Below are 17383 nucleotides of genomic sequence, written 5' to 3'. Positions count from 1 at the left end.
ACGGATGGGGTTTGCCTCGCTGCAGCTTACCCCGGCAACCCTGATCGCAGGCTGACATGAGAGGTGGCCGGCTGTCAGCCTCTGGTGAGGCGAGCCGTCCGCCATGGACCCGGCATGCCGAAACGGCTCGTCTCTCGCCTCACGGCGGGGGCAGGTCGTCCGCGGCGGTGCGGCCGTAGCGCTTCTCGATCTCCTGGTCCGGCTTGCCGGAGAGGCAGAGCGCCGTGGCGAACATGGCCTTTTCGGTCAGGGCATGGTTCAGGCGGCCGGCGGTGAAGAGGTGCAGGGGACGCGCCCCGGCGGCCCGCAGGGCCTCGACATAAGGGGTTTGCGTGGAGGCCGGCACGTCCTTGTCGTCCGGGTCGGTCAGGACGATCACCCGCGAGCCGGTGCGGGCGGCCGCGGCCGGGACATCGGCCAGCCCGTCGTAGTGGGCCCGCTTGCCGTCGAGCCGGACCGTGATGCCGAAGCGGCGCGCGAAGGCGTTGAAGTCGAGCGGCGCCGACGCGATCGCCGCGCAGGAGACGTCGTCGCGGGCCGCCAGCGCCGCCGCGGCCAGAAGGCCCCCGCCCGACTGGCCGACGACCGCGAAGCCGGTCACGCCTTCGCGGACCTTGATGGCGTCGAGGGCGGCGCGGGTGACGGCCACTTCCAGGCGGGTGCGGCGGTTGCCGTGCCAGCCCGAGGAGCCGTGCAGGCCCATGCGGCCGAAGAAGATGACGGGGGAGCCGAGCCGCTGGGACCACACGCGGACCGCCGCGTCGAGATATTCCGGGGCCTGCGTCAGGTAGCCAGGGTCCGGGACGAGGCGGCCCTTGGGGTCGGCGCCGAAGCTGTCGCCGGGGAAGAAGACCGTCGCCGAGCGGCCCTGCGCGGGGCCGGACATGTAGTAGCGGATGCAGATCCGCTCCCCGAGGGCCTCGACGAAGACCGACCGGGGAAGGGCCGCGCACTGCTCGCGGGTGGCGGTCGTGCCCTTCATGAGGTCCTGGGCCGAGAAGGTCTTGACGCCCTGAGCCGCCGCGGGCAAGGCCGCAAGGCACGCGGCGGCGAGCAGGGCGCCGCCTTTCGCGCGGCGGCCGGGACCGGCCATCAACCCCACCAGGGTTCGGGCGAGAAGGTTCCGGCCGCGTCCTCGATCACCTGGGCGACCTGGAACAGGGTCTCCTCGTCGAAGGGCCGGCCGATCAGCTGCAGGCCCATCGGCAGGCCCTGGCCGTCGAGGCCGGCGGGGACCGCGATGCCGGGCAGGCCCGCCATGTTCACCGTCACGGTGAAGATGTCGTTCAGGTACATCTCGACCGGATCGCCGCCGGACTTCTCGCCGATGCCGAAGGCCGAGGACGGGGTCGCGGGGGTGAGCACCGCGTCGACGCCCGCCTGGAAGGCCAGCTCGAAGTCGCGCTTGATGAGGGTGCGGACCTTCTGGGCGCGGACGTAGTAGGCGTCGTAGTAGCCGGCGGAGAGCACGTAGGTGCCGATCATGATGCGGCGGCGGACCTCCGCGCCGAAGCCGGCGGCGCGGGTCTTCTCGTAGGTGTCGACGATGTCGTTGCCGGGCACGCGCAGGCCGTAGCGGATGCCGTCGTAGCGGGCGAGGTTCGACGAGGCCTCTGCGGGTGCCACGATGTAGTAGGCCGGCAGGGCGTATTTCGTGTGCGGGAGGGAGATCTCGCGGATCTCGGCGCCGGCGCCCTTCAGCCAGGCGATGCCCTGCTGCCAGAGCGCCTCGATCTCGGCCGGCATGCCGTCGACCCGGTACTCCTTGGGGATGCCGATCACCATGCCCTTGACGGACCGGCCGACCGCCGCCTCGTAGTCCGGCACGGGGCGGTCCACCGAGGTGGTGTCCTTCGGGTCGACCGAGGCGAAGCTCTTCAGGAGAATGGCGGCGTCGCGCACGGTGCGGGCGAAGGGGCCGGCCTGGTCGAGTGAGGAGGCGAAGGCGACGATGCCCCAGCGCGAGCAGCGGCCGTAGGTCGGCTTGATGCCGACGATGCCCGTGAAGGCGGCGGGCTGGCGGATCGAGCCGCCGGTGTCGGTGCCGGTGGCGCCCGCGCAGAGCCAGGCGGCGACCGCCGCGGCCGAGCCGCCCGAGGAGCCGCCCGGCACGAGGGCGCGGTCGTCGCCGTTGCGCCGCCACGGATTGGTGACGGGGCCGAAGGCGGAGGTCTCGTTGGACGAGCCCATGGCGAACTCGTCGTTATTGAGCTTGCCGAGCATGACGGCGCCGTCGGCCCACAGGTTGGCGGTGACGGTCGATTCGTAGGGCGGCACGAAGGTGCCGAGAATCCGCGAGCAGGCGGTCGTGCGGACGCCCTCGGTGCAGAAAAGGTCCTTCACCCCGATAGGGATGCCCTCCAGGGGGCCGGACTCTCCCGTCGCGAGCCGCGCGTCGGAGCGGGCCGCCATGGCGCGGGCCCGGTCGGGGGTTTCGAGCACATAGGCGTTGAGACTGCGGGCCCTCTCGATGGCCGAGAGGTAGGCCTCGGTCAGCTCGACCGCGGTGAAGGACTTCGCCTTGAGGCCGTCACGGGCCTCGGCGATGGACAGGCGGGTCAGATCGGTCACGGGCGGCGGTCCGGGTTCTGGCAGGCGCGGCGGGCGGCGGGGTGGGTCACTCGACCACTTTGGGGACGACGAAGAAGTGGTCCTCGGCCATGGGCGCGTTGGCGACGATCTTCTCGGGATAGCCGCCGTCGCTCACGACGTCCTGCCGCATCTTCATCGTCATCGGGGTGACCGAAGTCATCGGCTCGACGTCCGTCACGTCCACCTCGTTCAGTTGCTCGACGAAGCCGAGGATCGAATTCAACTCGCCCTGGAGCTTCGCCAGCTCGGCCTCCTCCACGGCGATGCGCGCGAGATGGGCGACGCGGCGGACGGTCGCGATGTCGACGGACATGGGCGGGATCCCGGTTCGGCGGAACGGCACAGAAGAAGGCAAGGCGGGCCGAAGCCCACGCTCGGCCCGCCTTCTAGCACCGGCCTGGAAGCCGGCGCAACGCGGATATCGCAAGGGCTGCCTCAGCCGAACCAGATGCGCTCCACCCGGGACGTGGCAGGGGCGTGCGGATGAGGATCTGCCGATCCGCTCGAATCGGAAAGGCGGCCGCGTCAGACCTCGACCACGCCGCCCGGATCCGGCGTGTGCACCTTCACACCCGACCCTTCCATCGCCTTCACGAATTGATCCGGCGTCTGATCCAACAGGCCGAAGGTCTTGTAATGGCAGGGGATCACGTCCGTGAACTTGAAGTAGCGGCGGGCCGCCAGCGCGGCAGTGCGGGCGCCCATGGTGAAGCGGTCGCCGATGGGCAGGATGCCGATCTTGGGCTCGTAGAGCTCGCCGATGAGGCCCATGTCGGCGAAGATGTCGGTGTCGCCGGCGTAGTAGAGGGCGGGGCCGGCCTTCGGGGTGACGACGATCCCGTGCGGGTTGCCCAGGTAGGCGAAGGTGCCGTCGCCGTTCGACTTGGCGGAGGAGTGATGCGCCGGGGTGAGCGTCACCTTGAAGGCGCCGAGGTCGACCGTGCCGCCGGAGTTCATCGGGTTGATCGCCTCCACCCCGTGGGAGTTCGCCCACATGGCGATCTCCCAGTTGGCCGTCACGGTCGCCCCGGAGGCGCGGGCGAGCGGCAGGAGGTCGCCGATGTGGTCGTCGTGGCCGTGGCTGACCAGGATGTGGTCGAGCCCCTCGGCGATCTCGTCGAGGCCGACGGGCGCCATCGGATTGCCGTTGACGAAGGGGTCGAGCACGATCTCGACCCGGCCCTTGTCGTTCTCCGCCGGGATCTCGATGCGGAAGCAGGAATGGCCGTACCAGGTGATCTTCATCGCGCCGTCCTCCGAGCCGGGCCTCAGGCCGTCATCGCGGCGGACTATAGCGGATGCCGGGCCGGCGTCGACGCCCCCGGATCGTCCCGCGCGCCGTCGTCTCGGGCCGCCCGCGATGGCGCGTCCTGCGGGCTTCGGCTAAGAGGGGCCATGGCCAGCGACCCCGCCCTCCCCCTCGACACCCTCTTTGCCGCCCTGCCGCCGTCCGGGCGCGTCATGGGCCTCGACCTCGGGACGAAGACGATCGGGCTGGCGCTGTCCGACCTCGGGCGCCGGATTGCGTCGCCGCTGGAGACGATCCGGCGGACGAAGTTCGGCGCGGACGCGGACGCGCTGCTCAAGCTCGCGGAGAAGCACCAGGTTCTCGGCATCGTCATGGGGCTGCCGCTCAACATGGACGGATCGGAAGGCCCGCGGGCTCAGGCGACACGCGCCTTCGTGCGCAACCTCGCGGGCCGGACCGCCCTCCCCGTCGCCTACTGGGACGAGCGGCTCTCCACTGCGGCGGTCACCCGCACGCTGCTCGATGCCGATGCGAGCCGGGCCCGGCGGGCGGAGCTCGTCGACAAGATGGCGGCCGCCTTCATCCTGCAGGGCGCGCTCGACCGCATGCAGCGCGGGCCGCTGCAAGGGCCCCGGGATTGACGCATTCGCCGCGGCACCATGAGCCCCTAACCGGAGACGGACCGATGAAGCTCTACTGGGCCCCGCAATCGCGCTCGCTGCGCGCACTCTGGCTGCTCGAGGAGGCCGGCGTGCCCTACGAGCGCGTCCTCGTCGATATCCGCAACGGCGAGCAGGCGACGCAGGAGTTCCGCGCCATCAACCCCATGATGAAGGTGCCGGCCCTGGTCGACGGGGACGTGAAGGTGGCCGAATCGGGCGCCATCTACGCCTATGTGGCCGAGCGCTGCCCCGAGGCCCGGCTGGCGCCGCCGGTCGGCGACCCGCGCCGGGGCGACTACCTGCGCTGGCTCTTCTTCGCCGCCGGCTGCATCGAGGCGGCCATCACCGAGAAGTTCACCGGCATCCAGATGCCCGCGTCGACGGCCGGATGGGGCAGCTTCGACCGGGTCGTGGACGTGCTCGAGCAGGCAACGTCGCAGGCCCGGCCCTGGCTCCTCGGCGCGGACTTCTCGGCCGCCGACGTCGCGATCGGGTCGGACCTCAACTTCGGCATGGCGCAGTTCAAGATCCTGCCCGAGCGGCCCGCCATGGTGGCGTATCTGGAGCGCTGCCGGGCCCGGCCGGCCTTCCAGCGGGCGCAGGCGATCAACGTCGCGGGGGCCTGACGGGCCCCGGCCGGGCTCACAGGAGCAGGCTGACCCGGTTGCCCGAATGGCGCGCCAGCCGGCCCGCGAGCGCAAGTTCGAGGAGCACCGTCTGGACCAGGCCCGGGCGGGCACCGACGTCGCGGATCAGTTCGTCGACGGCGACGGGGGTCGGCCCGAGCGCCTCCAGGATCCGGGCGCGCAGGTCCTCGGGCGGGCCGGCGTCGTCCGGCGGGTCGACCTCGGGCTCCCAGGCGCTCGGCTCCGGCGGGTCGCGGCCGATCTGCGGGGCGAGGCCTTCGACGATGTCGGCGGCATTGGCGACGAGGGTCGCCCCGTTCCGGATCAGGTCGTTGCAGCCTTCGGCGCGCGGGTCGAGCGGCGAGCCCGGGACGGCGAAGACGTCCCGGCCCTGCTCGGCGGCGAAGCGGGCGGTGTGCAGGGAGCCGGACCGTCGCGCAGCCTCGACCACGACGACCGCCAGGCTCATGCCCGAGATGAGGCGGTTGCGGCGGGGGAAGTCGCGGGCGCGCGGCTCCCAGCCGAAAGGCATCTCCGAGAAGGCCGCGCCGCCCTCCCCGACGATGCGCGCGAGGAGCGGCTCGTTCTCGGGCGGATAGACCCGGTCGAGACCGCCGGCCAGCACCGCGACCGTGCCGGTCGGCAAGGCCGCCTCGTGGGCGGCCGCATCGATGCCGCGGGCGAGGCCGGAGACGACGCCCAGCCCCTCGGCCCCGAGCCCGCGGGAGAGCATGGCGGCGAGCTTGCGTCCGGAGAGGGAGGCGTTGCGCGACCCGACGACGGCCACGAGCGGCTTCGCCAGGAGGTCCAGGGAGCCCCGGACCCAGACCACCGGGGGCGGCCCCTCGACGGCGCGCAGATAGGCCGGATAGCCGGCCTCGCCCAGCGCCACCATCCGCGCGCCGGCCCGTGCCCCGGCCTCGATCTCGCGGCGGATCTCGTCGTCGGGCGGAATCCTGATGCGGTCGCGCCCGCCCCGGCGTGCCAACTCCGGCAGGGCCTCCAGGGCGGCGGCGGCGGAGCCGTAGCGGTTGATCAGCTCGATGAAGGTCGCCGGCCCGACATTCTCGGTGCGGATGAGCTTCAGCCAGGCGAAGTGCTGGTCCGCGGAGAGGCGGATGTGGAACACGCCGGGCGGGCGGCGAACCTCGGCGGGAACCGGCGAACGCTGGGTCGAACGGAAGAGCGGCACGGGAGGAGCTCCGGGCGGGACCGGAGCATTGTCGAATCGGGGCGGGCCGAGCACAACCGGAAAATCACATTCCTATTCTTCTAGTTGTATAGGCCCCTACCCCTTCTTGCCGATCCTCGATTCCGTCCCGGCGAGGAGGCGCTCGATGTTGGCCTTGTGGCGGACGAAGACCAGGACCGTCATGGCGGCGAGGACCAGCGCGAGGCGCGGCTCGGCGGCGACGCCCGGGAGGAGCCAGGTCGCGAGCGGTACCACGACGGCGGCGGTCAGCGCCGAGAGGGAGGAGTAGCGGGTCGTCCAGGCGCAGAGAAGCCAGACGGCGGCGAAGACCAGCACGGCGGGCCAGTGCAGTCCCAGGAGGATGCCGATGTAGGTCGCCACGCCCTTGCCGCCCTTGAAGCCGAGCCAGACCGGGAAGAGATGGCCCAGGAAGGCGCCGAGGCCGGCCGCGATGGCGGCGTCGCGGCTCCAGGCGCCGGCGATCAGGACCGCGGCGGTCCCCTTGAGCGCGTCGGCCAGCAGGGTGGCGGCGGCGAGCTTCTTGTTGCCGGTGCGCAGGACGTTGGTGGCGCCGATGTTGCCGGAGCCGATGGCGCGGATGTCGCCGAGGCCGGCCGCGCGGGTCAGGACGAGGCCGTAGGGCACCGAGCCCATCAGGTATCCGAAGGCGAGCGCGACGAGGATGGGGATCATGGGCGGGCCTCGACGCCGCGCCGGGGCCGGGCGGCGGCGGTGATGCGGCGGGGATCAGGCGTCACGGTAGCGGTGCACCGTCTCGCCGGCAACGAGGGTGCGCAGGACCCGGCCCTCGAAGCGGGCGTCCTCGAAGGGCGTGTTCTTCGAGCGGGAGAGGAGCGCGGCGCGGTCGAGCACCCAGGAGACCGCCGGGTCGACGAGGATCAGGTCCGCGGTCGCGCCCGGCTTCAGGCTGCCGCCGTCCAGGCCGAGACGGCGGGCGGGGCGGGTCGACAGCGCGGCGACGAGGGCCGGCCAGCCGATGCGGCCGTCGGCGACGAGGCGCAGGGCCGCGGGCAGCAGCGTCTCCAGGCCGACCGCCCCGTCCGCGCTCTCGGCGAACGGGTGCCGCTTGGTCTCGACGTCCTGCGGGTCGTGGCTGGAGACGACGAAATCGATCGTGCCGTCCGCCAGCGCGTCGACCACGGCGATGCGGTCGTCCTCGGCCCGGAGCGGGGGCGAGAGCTTCAGGAACGAACGGTAGGTGCCGATATCCATCTCGTTGAGACAGAGATGGTTGACCGAGACCCCGCAGGTGACGTCGAGCCCGCGGTCCTTGGCGCGGCGCACGATCTCGACCGAATCGGACGTCGAGATCTGCGCGGCGTGGTACCGGCCCCCGGTCAGCCCGACGATGCGCATGTCGCGCTCGAGCATGATCGTCTCGGCCTCGCGGGGGATGCCGGGCAGGCCGAGGCGCGTCGCGAACTCGCCGGCATTGACGACGCCTGAGCCGGCGAGCGTGGGCTCCTCGACGTGGTGGACGATGAGGGCGCCGAAGTCGCGGGCGTAGGTCAGGCAGCGGCGCATGACGTTGGCGTTGGCGATCGACCGGCGGCCGTCCGTGAAGGCGATGGCGCCGGCTTCACCGAGCAGGCCGATCTCGCTCATCTCCTGGCCGAGGCAACCCTTGGTGAGCGCCGCCATCGGGTGGACCCGCACGCGGGCGTCGTCGCGGGCGCGGCGCAGGATGAAGTCGACCAGCGCCGGGTCGTCGATCACCGGGTCGGTGTCCGGCATGGTGACGAGGGTGGTGACGCCGCCGGCGGCCGCGGCGCGGCTGGCGGTGGCGAGCGATTCGCGGTGCTCGTGGCCGGGCTCGCCGATGAAGACCCGGGCGTCGACCAGGCCGGGCGCGACGACCAGGCCCTCGGCCTCGACGACCTCGGCGCCCTCGGGCGTGCCCTGGTTCAGGGCCTCGGGTCCGGCGGCGAGGATCCGGCCGCCGGCGACGACCACGGTCCCGACCGCGTCGAGATCGCGCGAGGGATCGACGATGCGGGCATTCCGGAAGACGACCGGGGGCTGGTCGGTGGCGCGGCGGGTGAGCGGGGTCGGGATCATCCGCGGCGCGTCCTCAATCGTTCGGCAGCTGTTCGGCGAGGGATTCCAGCACCGCCATGCGGACCGCGACGCCCATCTCGACCTGAGCGGCGATGAGGCTCTGCGGGCCGTCCGCCACCTCCGGATCGATCTCGACGCCGCGGTTCATGGGCCCCGGATGCATGACCAGCGCGTCGGGCTTGGCGTAGTCGAGCTTCTCCTGGTCGAGGCCCCAGTGGTGGAAGTACTCGCGGACCGAGGGCACGAAGGAGCCGTTCATGCGCTCGCGCTGGAGGCGCAGCATCATGACGATGTCGGCGTCCTTCAGGCCCTCGCGCATGCGGGTGAAGACCTCGACGCCCATCCGCTCGATGCCCTTCGGCATCAGCGTCGAGGGGCCGACGACCCGGACGCGCGCGCCGAGCGCATTGAGGGCGATGATGTTGGAGCGGGCGACGCGGGAGTGGGCGACGTCGCCGCAGATGGCGACCACGAGGCCGCGGATGGCGCCCTTGTGGCGGCGGATCGTCAGGGCGTCGAGCAGGGCCTGGGTGGGGTGCTCGTGGGCGCCGTCGCCGGCGTTGACGACCGAGCAACTGACCTTGCGGGCGAGCAGGTGGACGGCGCCGGCGGCGTGGTGGCGCACGACCAGGATGTCCGGCCGCATGGCGTTGAGGGTCGTCGCCGTGTCGATCAGGGTCTCGCCCTTCTTCACCGACGAGGTGGCGACCGCCATGTTCATGACGTCGGCGCCGAGCCGCTTGCCGGCGATCTCGAAGGAGGACTGGGTGCGGGTCGAGGCCTCGAAGAAGAGGTTGATCTGTGTGCGCCCGGAAAGGACGTGCCGCTTCTTCTCGACCCGGCGGGAGACGGCGACCTGTTCCTCGGCCCGGTCGAGGAGCATGACGATCTCCTCCGGCCTCAGGTCTTCGATGCCGAGGAGGTGCTTGTGGGGGAAGATCCCGCGTGGGCCGCTGGCGCTCATCATCGAAGCCCGAGCCTATAGGCTCTCGGCCCGCCCCGGGCAAGCGGCGGCGCCGCCCGTCCACGGTCAATTTTCGGGCAGCGCATCGGCCAAGGAAAAAGGCACGACCTCCTCGCGGATGGTCGTGCCCCTTTCAGCCGAAGATCCGGCGGGCCATGAGGCACAAGAGCCGGACCAGCCCCCGCGCGCGGCGCAGGAGGTTCAATACCCGGTGCGTAAGCAGTACGGGTCTGGACAGTACTCATAACCGTTGCTTCGCATTTTGTCAATATCGGCTCCGACGGCGGACCCATCGACATCGAACATTCCAAGTTTCCGGGCGCCGCCGAATAGGTCAGGTCTTCTGACTTCTTTCGGGGCTGCTGCAACCGCACTTGCGGCCTGGCGGGCGGGCCGAGGTCCGGGCGCACGTAGCGGAAGCCGTGGTAGGCTTGCGGGCAAGGTGGCGAGTCGCGAGGCCCAGGGGAGCATGCCGTCAACGCCCTACGAGACCCACGAGGTCTACAACCAGCCTCCCCCGCCGCCGCCCAGGAACGCCTTCGAGACCGACCCGATCCTGTACGGCGCCCTCGAGCCGACGCTCGACGACGTCGCCGAGGACCTGCTGACGCGGCACGGCGCCTTCTGGGGAAGCCTGGAAGCCCGCGAGCTCGCGCGGCTCGCCGACCAGAACCCGCCCCGGCTCAGGACCCACGACGCCCAGGGCCGGCGGACGGATCTGGTCGAGTACCATCCGGCCTGGCATGCGCTCATGCGCCGCAGCGCGGAAGCCGGACTCGGCGCGGGGGTGCCGGACCGCGCGCTTGCCGACGAGGTCGGCCGGGCTTTCACGCTCCGCGCCGCCCGCATCTTCCTGGCGGCGCAGTCGGAGGCGTCGCACCTGCTCGCCTGGTCGGCCACCGCCGCGGCGGGCCCGTCGCTCGCCGGCACGCCGGAGCTCGCGGCGCCCTGGTTCGACGGGACCGCCGCGCGCCGCTACGACCACCGGGCCGTCCCGGCCGCCGGGAAGGCGGGGCTGACGGTCTCGATCGCCTACACCGAGAAGCAGGGCGGGATCGCGGCCGTCGACACGACGACGGTCGCGGCGCGGCAGGAGGGCCGGCGCTACCGGCTGACCGGCCACAAGTGGTTCGTCGCGGCGCCGATGGCGGACGCCGCCATGGTGCTGGCGGCGGCGCCCGACGGTCCCTCGGCCTTCCTGGTGCCGCGCTTCCGGGAGGATGCCACGCTCAACGCCGTCCGGATCCAGCGCCTCAAGCCGACGCTCGGCCTCAGGGCGCTGGGCGTCGCGGAGGTCGAGTATGCGGAGGCGGAAGGCCTCCTGATCGGCGCGGAGGGCGACGGGACGCGGCTCTTCACGGAGGCACTGCAGTGCCTCCAGCACGATGCCGCCACCATCGCGGCCGGGCTCATGCGCGGAGCGGTGGCCCAGGCGGCGCATCACGTCCGGCACCGGACGGTCTCCGGCCAGCGGCTCCTCGACCAGCCTCTCATGGCCCGCGTCCTGGCCGACGCCGCCCTCGACGTGGCGGGGGCCACCGCGCTGACGATCCGGATCGGGCTGGCGCGCGACCGGTCGGACATCGACCCGATCGAGGACGCCTACTGGAAGCTCATGACGCTGGCCGCGCGCTACTGGATCGGCAAGATCGCCCCGTCCGTGGCGGCGGAGTGCGCCGAGTGCGTCGGCGGGAACGGCTATGTGGAGGAGAGCGAGGCGGGGCGGGCGTTGCGGGACGCCCCGGCCTTCGCGTGGTGGGGCGGCGCGGGGAACCAGATCGCGCTGGAGCTGATCGCGCTCCTCGATTCGGCGCCGGCCGTGCTCGACGCGGCCCTCACCGAGTTCGAGAAGGACCTCGGGCGGGAGGCGGGTACATCGCTCGACGTGATCCGCGGGGCGGCGGCGGCTTGCGCTGAGGACCAGGGTTCGGCCCGGATCCTGATCGAGCAGTTGGCGCTGACCGGCGCGGCCGCGGCGCTGCACCGGTTCGCCCCGCGGGCGATCGCGGACGCCTTCCTGGACACGCGGCTCTCCGGCGCGTGGCGGGCGAGCTACGGCATGCTCGACGGCCGCTACGACGCCTCGGGGATCGTCGACTACGCCTATCCGGGCGTCTGAAGGCGGGTTGCCAGCCAGAGGGCGGCCGGCATGGTGAGGATGGCGATCGCGGTCTGGGTCGCCACGATGCGGGCCATCAGGGGCGCATCGCCGCCCATGCGGCGGGCGAGCACGTAGGAGGCCGAGGCGGTCGGCACCGCGCCGCAGACCGCGAGCACCGAGAGGGCGAGCCCCTCGACGCCGGCGAGGACGCCGAAGCCGATCATGAGGGCCGGGGTGACCACCAGCTTCAGCAAGGTGGCGAGCATCACGGTCCCGTCCGGCCGGATCTGGCGCGGATCCAGCCCGGCGCCGACGACGAGGACGCCAGTGGCGATGGAGGCCTGGCCGAGCAGGTCGAGCGTCGTCCGCAGGATCTTCGGCAGGGCCAGTCCGGTGAGCGAGATCAGGAGTCCCACCGCGACGGCGATCACGAGCGGATTGGTGGCGAGCTGGCGGGCGACCAGCCGGGCGAGCGGCTCGTCCGTGCGGCCGGCCTCGGGGGCGCCGTCGACGGCCAGCGTGGCGACCGAGACGACATTGGCGACCGGAATCATCACTGCGAGGCCGAAGGCGGCGAGTGAGACCGCCTCCGCCCCGAAGAGGCTGCCGATCACCGCGAGCGCGACCAGGGTGTTCCAGCGCACCACCCCCTGCATCACCGAGGTGAAGCCCGGCCGGCTGCCGCCGAAGCGTCCGAGGAGCAGCGGCCGGGCCGCGATGGCGACACCCGCGACGACCGCCTGGGCGCCCAGCATGGCGAGGACCAGTCCACCGGCGCTGGCGCCCGAGAAGCTCGCCTTGGCGAGCGAGGCGACGATCAGGGCCGGGAAGGCCACGTAGTAGAGGAGCCGCTCCAGGCCGACCCAGCCTTCGGCCGGCACCAGGCCCGTGCGCAGCATGGCGAAGCCGATGACGAGGAGCAGGAAGACGGGAACGAGGTTCTCGATGGCGGCGAGCATCGGCACATCCGGCGGGGGCGCCACACGGGACGGCGCCGCAGGCCGCTTGTCAAGAACGCCTAGAGGGCCGAGCGGCAGGCGAGGCGCACCATGGCCGCCCCGATGAAGGCGGGGACCAGCGCGGAGGCGAGAAGGCGCGTATCGACCTGCCCCGGTCCGCCGCCGAACGCCGGCACCAGGTCGACCAGCACGAGGCCGGCGCCGGTGATCGCGAGATTGAGGAGCCAGAGGCGCGGGTCGATGGCGGTCGCGAGCGCCACGCCGAACACGACGGGCAGCGCCACGGGCTGGAGTTCGCCGCTCGAGGCGGAGATCCAGGCGCCGGCGACGGCTGTGACGACCGCCACCGCGATCGCGCCCAGGCGGCGCGTTCTCGCGTCCGTGATCATGACTGACGATCCCCTGCAAAGACGAAGCGGGGATAGATCCCGATCATGACCTGAACGGGGCGCGGCTGCGGCGGATCGCGGCCCGCGCGCGCCCCGCCCGGCGGTTGCCGAGCGACGTTGCGGATCGGCCACAGGCCCCCGGCCGCGGGCTCCTACCGAGCGCGCTCGAACTTGCGCGGCGGCGCGCTCCGCAAGGCTTCGGCGGCGGCCTCCTCGCGCACCATGTCGATGAGATAGGCCAGGAATCCGAGCTGGCTGCGCGCCGCCAGCGCCTGCAGCCCCGCCGCGACCTGCTCCACGTAGGCCGCCGTATCGGCCGGCGACATCGGCCTCTCGTTCGACGTCATCATGTTTGTCCCGATTCGATCCGAAGGGCGACCGGCGGCATACGCCGACCGGCCCGACGCCCCTTGCGGCCCCGTTCAGCGAGAACGGTCCGGCCGCCTTCCTGCAACTCATCGTAGCAGTAGATGACCTAACGTCTATCTATCAGAGGTAGCATCGGACGTGTATCGAGGCAGCAGGGGCCGGGAGGCGGGCTTGACCCGGACCACCGCGGCGTCCAATTGATGGGGCGCACCGACGAGCCGGCGGCGGCCATCACGGCCCCGGTCTGTCGCGTCGGGCCAAGCCAGCGTCGAATTCACTCCGGGGTGGCGGTCCTGTCGCCGATTCTCGGCCGGATTCATCGTCAGCCAGACATAGACACCCGTCAATTTTCCGAGCCGACAGCCCATGAACGTCGTCATTGTGGAATCGCCCGCCAAGGCGAAGACCATCAACAAGTATCTCGGCTCGGACTACACCGTGCTGGCGTCCTACGGCCACGTCCGCGACCTGCCCGCCAAGGACGGTTCGGTCCGGCCGGACGAGGACTTCGCCATGGACTGGGAGGTCGACGGCAAGGCGGCCAAGCGGCTCTCCGACATCGCCCAGGCGGTCAAGGGGTCCGACAAGTTGATCCTGGCGACCGACCCGGACCGCGAGGGCGAGGCCATCTCCTGGCACGTGCTCCAGGTGCTCAAGGAGAAGCGCGCGCTCAAGTCGCAGCCTGTCGAACGGGTGGTGTTCAACGCGGTCACCAAGCAGGCCGTCCTCGATGCCATGCGCAACCCGCGCATCATCGACGCCGACCTGGTGGACGCCTACCTGGCGCGGCGCGCCCTCGACTATCTCGTCGGCTTCACCCTGTCGCCGGTCCTCTGGCGCAAGCTTCCCGGCGCGCGCTCGGCCGGCCGAGTGCAGTCCGTGGCGCTGCGGCTGATCTGCGACCGCGAGCTTGAGATCGAGACCTTCGTGGCGCAGGAGTACTGGTCGATCGTGGCGCGCCTCGCCACGCCGGCCGCCGAGGAGTTCGACGCGCGGGTGGTCGGCTTCTCGGGGCAGAAGCTCGGCCGTCTCGACGTCAAGACCGGCGGCGAGGCGACCCGGATCAAGGAGATGCTGGAGCGGGCGAGCTTCCGCGTGGCCGGCGTCGAATCGAAGCCGGTGCGCCGCAACCCGTTCCCGCCCTTCACCACCTCGACCCTGCAGCAGGCGGCGAACTACGCGCTCGGCCTCTCCGCCTCGCGTACCATGCAGACCGCCCAGCGGCTCTACGAGGGCGTCGACATCGGCGGCGAGACGGTCGGCCTCATCACCTACATGCGGACCGACGGTGTGCAGATCGCGCCCGAAGGGATCGCGGGCATCAGGAAGGTGATCGGCCAGGACTTCGGCGACAAGTACCTGCCGGAACGGCCGCGGCTCTACGAGACCAAGGCGAAGAACGCCCAGGAGGCCCACGAGGCGATCCGGCCGACCGACCTCTCCCGCCGGCCGCGCGACGTCGCGCGCTACCTCGATACGGAGCAGGCGCGGCTCTACGAACTGATCTGGAAGCGGGCGGTGGCGAGCCAGATGGAGGCCGCGGTCCTGGAACGGACCACCGTCGACATCGTCGCGGAGGGGGGCGGCGAGCGCTGCGACCTGAGGGCCACCGGCAGCGTGGTGCGCTTCGACGGCTTCCTGGCGCTCTATTCCGAGGGGCGCGACGACGAGGAGGACGAGGAGGGCCGCCGCCTCCCGTCCATGAAGGAGAAGGACGCGCTGGCGCGCCGGAAGATCACGGCCGACCAGCACTTTACCGAGCCGCCGCCGCGCTTCACCGAGGCGACTCTCGTGAAGAAGATGGAGGAGCTCGGGATCGGCCGCCCGTCGACCTACGCGGCGACCCTGCAGGTGCTGCGCGACCGCGAGTACGTGGTCCTCGACAAGCGCCGGCTCATCCCGCAGGACAAGGGCCGGCTCGTCATCGCCTTCCTGGAGAGCTTCTTCCAGCGCTACGTCGAATACGGGTTCACGGCGGACCTGGAGGAGAGCCTCGACAAGATCTCGGCCGGCGAGCTGTCCTGGAAGGACGTGCTGCGCCGCTTCTGGCAGGACTTCCACGCCGCCATCGAGGGGACGCGCGAGCTGCGGGTCGGGCAGGTGCTGGAGGCGATCGACACGCTCCTCGCCCCGCACATCTTCCCCGCCAAGGCCGACGGGGCCGACCCGCGGGCCTGCCCGTCCTGCGGCGGCGGCCGGCTGTCGCTGAAGCTCGGCAAGTTCGGCGCCTTCATCGGCTGCTCCAACTATCCGGAGTGCCGCTTCACCCGCCAGCTCCAGGCCTCGAACGGCGAAGGCGACGGCGCGGACGGCTCGGCGGGCGACGGCGTCCGCGTGCTCGGCACGGACCCCGCGACGGGGCAGCCGGTCACGGTGCGGCCGGGCCGGTTCGGGCCCTACCTGCAGGTCGGCGAGGGGGAGAAGCCGAAGCGCGCCAGCCTGCCGAAGGGATGGGACGCGGCGACGATCGACCTGGAGCGCGCCCTGGCGCTCCTCGACCTGCCGCGCGAGGTCGGCACCCATCCTGAGACCGGCAAGCCGATCCAGGCCGGCATCGGGCGGTTCGGCCCCTTCGTGCTGCACGACGGCAAGTACGCGAACCTGCCGAGCGCGGAGGAGGTCTTCACCGTCGGGATCAACCGGGCGGTGGCGGTCCTCGCCGAGAAGGCGAGCCGCGGCAGCGGGCGGTCGACCCCGGCGGCCCTCAAGGAGCTCGGCGAGCACCCGACGCTCGGCGGGCCGGTCACGGTGCGCGACGGGCGCTACGGCGCCTATGTGAGCCACGGAAAAGTGAACGCCACGCTGCCGAAGGGCATGGACCCGCAATCGGTCGGCATGGACGTCGCCGTCGCGCTCCTCGCCGAGAAGGCCGGCAAGACGCCGGCCAAGCCGGTGCGTGGCCGGGCCGCGAAGCCGGCCGCGGCCGCCCCCGCCAAGCCCAAGTCGGACGCCGCGGCCAAGCCGAAGGCGGTTCCGGCGGCCAAGTCCAAGGCGTCCGCCAAGGGCGACAAGGCAACCGCGGCGTCCTCCGGGGCCGCCGCCAAGCCGGCGCCGCGCAAGCGGGCGTCGGGGGCCTGACAGAGGCGTCCGGCACGGCGACGCCTCACATCCGCTGCCCGCACCGGTTCCCGGATGTGCGGCGCTCACGCGCCTTGTCCGGGACTGCGGGGATGAGGGCGGTGAAAGGGGCCAGCCCCTCCGTGCTGCGGGCGCCCGGCCGTTAACCATTCGGAAAGGATGGCGTTGACGGATGGCGGGGGCCCTCGTATGGCTTTCGCTGCGGGATGCCGTTGCCGTTCTCTCGTCGCGTTTCGCGCACTTCGTCTCGAGGCCGCCATGCTCCGCAGGTCCCTTGCCGTCCTGATCGCTCTCGGCTTTGCGACGGGCCTCTCGCCCGCCTCCGCGCAGACGGCGCCGAACCTCGCCGGCACCGCCTCGGGCCAGAACGTGGGCTCGGTCACCAGCCTCAAGAACTGGGTGTGGTCGTCCGGCTTTTTCTCGGGGCTGACCGTCGGGGCCAAGTACAGCTTCGACTTCGGCACCTTCTTCACCAATGCCGGCAGCAACGCCGATAACGCGACCAGCGCCTTCGTCGGCTTCACGCTGTCGCCCGCCAGCCCGCTCAACCTCCCGGCCAACCGGGCGAACCCGCCGGTCGCGGGCTCTCCGGGCGGCTTCGTCAGTGCCGCGCAGACCGTCTTCGGCCACGCGCTGACCTTCGTGGCGTCGGGTGCGACGCAGTACATCGCCATCGGCGTCTACGCGCGAGACACCAAGTTCACCGCCGAGGGCACCGGGGCCGACCGCACGCTCGGCTTCGGCAACCTGTCGGTCTCCGAGGTCCCGGGGCCGGTCGCCGGCGCGGGACTGCCGCTGGTCGCCGCGGCGGCGGGCTATCTGGCCTGGCGGCGCCGGCGCGGCCAGTCCGTCCGGGGATGACTTCCTCCCCTGCCCCGGGTCTCGGCGCGCCGTGAGCGCCTGGGGCCGCTCACTCGCATCGCCGGGGGTCCCGCAGAGGAAGCGCTGCTTCGCCGCCCGACTTTCCCACGGGTGTCATCCCGGCCATCGAGCCGGGATCTATTGGCTCAGCCTGTCTGCATAGGGTGCTGCATCGTTCGGTCGTGCCGCGTGGGGCGGCCAATGGGCCCCGGCGCGATGGCCGGGGTGACACTCGTGGTGAGGCCTTCCCGGTATCGCACCG

The 17383-nt window shown here is 71.9% G+C and carries 16 protein-coding genes; 5 read left to right on the top strand and 11 right to left on the bottom strand.

Translation table 11 applies throughout. The features are described 5' to 3' along the window. Positions 1 to 139: 139 nt before the first annotated feature. From WBG79_RS11045 to WBG79_RS11030, 4 genes are all read right to left on the bottom strand, one after another. Positions 140 to 1093, bottom strand: coding sequence for a hypothetical protein (locus WBG79_RS11045; RefSeq protein ID WP_337357158.1), 954 nt, complete (start codon positions 1091 to 1093; stop codon positions 140 to 142). Further along, a complete protein-coding gene (gatA, locus tag WBG79_RS11040) occupies positions 1093 to 2571 on the bottom strand; it encodes an Asp-tRNA(Asn)/Glu-tRNA(Gln) amidotransferase subunit GatA (protein WP_337357157.1) in 1479 nt (492 codons plus the stop codon). The genes WBG79_RS11045 and gatA overlap by 1 nt, the downstream gene beginning before the upstream one ends. A gap of 46 nt (positions 2572 to 2617) precedes the next feature. Then, positions 2618 to 2905, bottom strand: coding sequence for an Asp-tRNA(Asn)/Glu-tRNA(Gln) amidotransferase subunit GatC (gene gatC, locus WBG79_RS11035; protein WP_337357156.1), 288 nt, complete (start codon positions 2903 to 2905; stop codon positions 2618 to 2620). 212 nt (positions 2906 to 3117) lie between these two features. Continuing rightward, positions 3118 to 3837 carry a metal-dependent hydrolase gene (locus tag WBG79_RS11030; protein ID WP_337357155.1) on the bottom strand — a complete coding sequence of 240 codons (720 nt, stop codon included), beginning with the start codon at positions 3835 to 3837 and terminating at the stop codon, positions 3118 to 3120. A 150-nt stretch (positions 3838 to 3987) separates the two neighbouring features. Here WBG79_RS11030 and ruvX point away from each other — a divergent pair, with 150 nt between their 5' ends. Beyond that, positions 3988 to 4482: a Holliday junction resolvase RuvX gene (gene ruvX, locus WBG79_RS11025; protein ID WP_337357154.1), complete on the top strand. Its 495-nt coding sequence runs from the start codon at positions 3988 to 3990 to the stop codon at positions 4480 to 4482. Between the two features lie 44 nt (positions 4483 to 4526). Further along, a complete protein-coding gene (locus WBG79_RS11020) occupies positions 4527 to 5129 on the top strand; it encodes a glutathione S-transferase family protein (protein WP_337357153.1) in 603 nt (200 codons plus the stop codon). 16 nt (positions 5130 to 5145) lie between these two features. On the opposite strand, the gene dprA is transcribed toward WBG79_RS11020, so the two are convergent. The 4 genes from dprA to WBG79_RS11000 all read right to left on the bottom strand — a co-directional run bounded on the left by dprA (position 5146) and on the right by WBG79_RS11000 (position 9364). Beyond that, complete coding sequence (dprA, locus tag WBG79_RS11015; RefSeq protein WP_337357926.1) at positions 5146 to 6258, bottom strand: DNA-processing protein DprA; 1113 nt, start codon at positions 6256 to 6258, stop codon at positions 5146 to 5148. A gap of 159 nt (positions 6259 to 6417) precedes the next feature. After that, positions 6418 to 7014, bottom strand: coding sequence for a glycerol-3-phosphate 1-O-acyltransferase PlsY (gene plsY / locus WBG79_RS11010; RefSeq protein ID WP_337357152.1), 597 nt, complete (start codon positions 7012 to 7014; stop codon positions 6418 to 6420). Positions 7015 to 7068: 54 nt separating this feature from the next. Then, a complete protein-coding gene (locus tag WBG79_RS11005) occupies positions 7069 to 8400 on the bottom strand; it encodes a dihydroorotase (RefSeq protein ID WP_337357151.1) in 1332 nt (443 codons plus the stop codon). A gap of 13 nt (positions 8401 to 8413) precedes the next feature. Further along, the gene (locus WBG79_RS11000; RefSeq protein ID WP_443147424.1) at positions 8414 to 9364 is read right to left on the bottom strand and encodes an aspartate carbamoyltransferase catalytic subunit; all 951 of its coding nucleotides are present in this window, start codon (positions 9362 to 9364) and stop codon (positions 8414 to 8416) included. A gap of 469 nt (positions 9365 to 9833) precedes the next feature. Between WBG79_RS11000 and WBG79_RS10995 the strand changes: the two genes are divergently transcribed. Beyond that, positions 9834 to 11483, top strand: a complete 1650-nt coding sequence (locus WBG79_RS10995; RefSeq protein ID WP_337357149.1) for an acyl-CoA dehydrogenase family protein — start codon at positions 9834 to 9836, stop codon at positions 11481 to 11483. Here the strand turns inward: WBG79_RS10995 and WBG79_RS10990 are convergent. The 3 genes from WBG79_RS10990 to WBG79_RS10980 all read right to left on the bottom strand — a co-directional run bounded on the left by WBG79_RS10990 (position 11468) and on the right by WBG79_RS10980 (position 13139). Next, positions 11468 to 12424, bottom strand: a complete 957-nt coding sequence (locus WBG79_RS10990; RefSeq protein ID WP_337357148.1) for an AEC family transporter — start codon at positions 12422 to 12424, stop codon at positions 11468 to 11470. The two genes, WBG79_RS10995 and WBG79_RS10990, sit on opposite strands and share 16 nt — an antisense overlap. 59 nt (positions 12425 to 12483) lie before the next feature. Further along, positions 12484 to 12813 carry a hypothetical protein gene (locus WBG79_RS10985; RefSeq protein WP_337357147.1) on the bottom strand — a complete coding sequence of 110 codons (330 nt, stop codon included), beginning with the start codon at positions 12811 to 12813 and terminating at the stop codon, positions 12484 to 12486. Between the two features lie 152 nt (positions 12814 to 12965). Then, entirely contained in the window at positions 12966 to 13139 is a 174-nt protein-coding gene (locus WBG79_RS10980; protein WP_337357146.1) for a hypothetical protein, read from the bottom strand. A 409-nt stretch (positions 13140 to 13548) separates the two neighbouring features. Here WBG79_RS10980 and topA point away from each other — a divergent pair, with 409 nt between their 5' ends. Then, positions 13549 to 16260 carry a type I DNA topoisomerase gene (gene topA / locus WBG79_RS10975; RefSeq protein WP_337357145.1) on the top strand — a complete coding sequence of 904 codons (2712 nt, stop codon included), beginning with the start codon at positions 13549 to 13551 and terminating at the stop codon, positions 16258 to 16260. Positions 16261 to 16518: 258 nt separating this feature from the next. Then, positions 16519 to 17121, top strand: a complete 603-nt coding sequence (locus WBG79_RS10970) for a hypothetical protein (RefSeq protein ID WP_337357144.1) — start codon at positions 16519 to 16521, stop codon at positions 17119 to 17121. The last annotated feature ends 262 nt before the right edge of the window (positions 17122 to 17383 follow it).

Source organism: Prosthecomicrobium sp. N25 (assembly GCF_037203705.1).
In the GTDB taxonomy this organism is placed as follows: Bacteria; Pseudomonadota; Alphaproteobacteria; order Rhizobiales; family Ancalomicrobiaceae; genus Prosthecodimorpha.
Note: the sequence above shows the minus strand (reverse complement) of the source record. Positions and strands in the feature narration are given on the sequence as shown.

What these genes read in the sequence shown, in the direction of transcription:
- WBG79_RS10970 (WP_337357144.1), top strand. Translation starts at nt 16,519, where the DNA reads ATGCTCCGCAGGTCCCTTGCCGTCCTGATCGCTCTCGGCTTTGCGACG.
- WBG79_RS11045 (WP_337357158.1), bottom strand. Translation starts at nt 1,093, where the DNA reads ATGGCCGGTCCCGGCCGCCGCGCGAAAGGCGGCGCCCTGCTCGCCGCC.
- WBG79_RS11030 (WP_337357155.1), bottom strand. Translation starts at nt 3,837, where the DNA reads ATGAAGATCACCTGGTACGGCCATTCCTGCTTCCGCATCGAGATCCCG.
- ruvX (WP_337357154.1), top strand. Translation starts at nt 3,988, where the DNA reads ATGGCCAGCGACCCCGCCCTCCCCCTCGACACCCTCTTTGCCGCCCTG.
- WBG79_RS11020 (WP_337357153.1), top strand. Translation starts at nt 4,527, where the DNA reads ATGAAGCTCTACTGGGCCCCGCAATCGCGCTCGCTGCGCGCACTCTGG.
- gatC (WP_337357156.1), bottom strand. Translation starts at nt 2,905, where the DNA reads ATGTCCGTCGACATCGCGACCGTCCGCCGCGTCGCCCATCTCGCGCGC.
- WBG79_RS10980 (WP_337357146.1), bottom strand. Translation starts at nt 13,139, where the DNA reads ATGTCGCCGGCCGATACGGCGGCCTACGTGGAGCAGGTCGCGGCGGGG.
- topA (WP_337357145.1), top strand. Translation starts at nt 13,549, where the DNA reads ATGAACGTCGTCATTGTGGAATCGCCCGCCAAGGCGAAGACCATCAAC.
- WBG79_RS10990 (WP_337357148.1), bottom strand. Translation starts at nt 12,424, where the DNA reads ATGCTCGCCGCCATCGAGAACCTCGTTCCCGTCTTCCTGCTCCTCGTC.
- WBG79_RS11005 (WP_337357151.1), bottom strand. Translation starts at nt 8,400, where the DNA reads ATGATCCCGACCCCGCTCACCCGCCGCGCCACCGACCAGCCCCCGGTC.
- plsY (WP_337357152.1), bottom strand. Translation starts at nt 7,014, where the DNA reads ATGATCCCCATCCTCGTCGCGCTCGCCTTCGGATACCTGATGGGCTCG.
- WBG79_RS11000 (WP_443147424.1), bottom strand. Translation starts at nt 9,364, where the DNA reads ATGAGCGCCAGCGGCCCACGCGGGATCTTCCCCCACAAGCACCTCCTC.
- WBG79_RS10985 (WP_337357147.1), bottom strand. Translation starts at nt 12,813, where the DNA reads ATGATCACGGACGCGAGAACGCGCCGCCTGGGCGCGATCGCGGTGGCG.
- WBG79_RS10995 (WP_337357149.1), top strand. Translation starts at nt 9,834, where the DNA reads ATGCCGTCAACGCCCTACGAGACCCACGAGGTCTACAACCAGCCTCCC.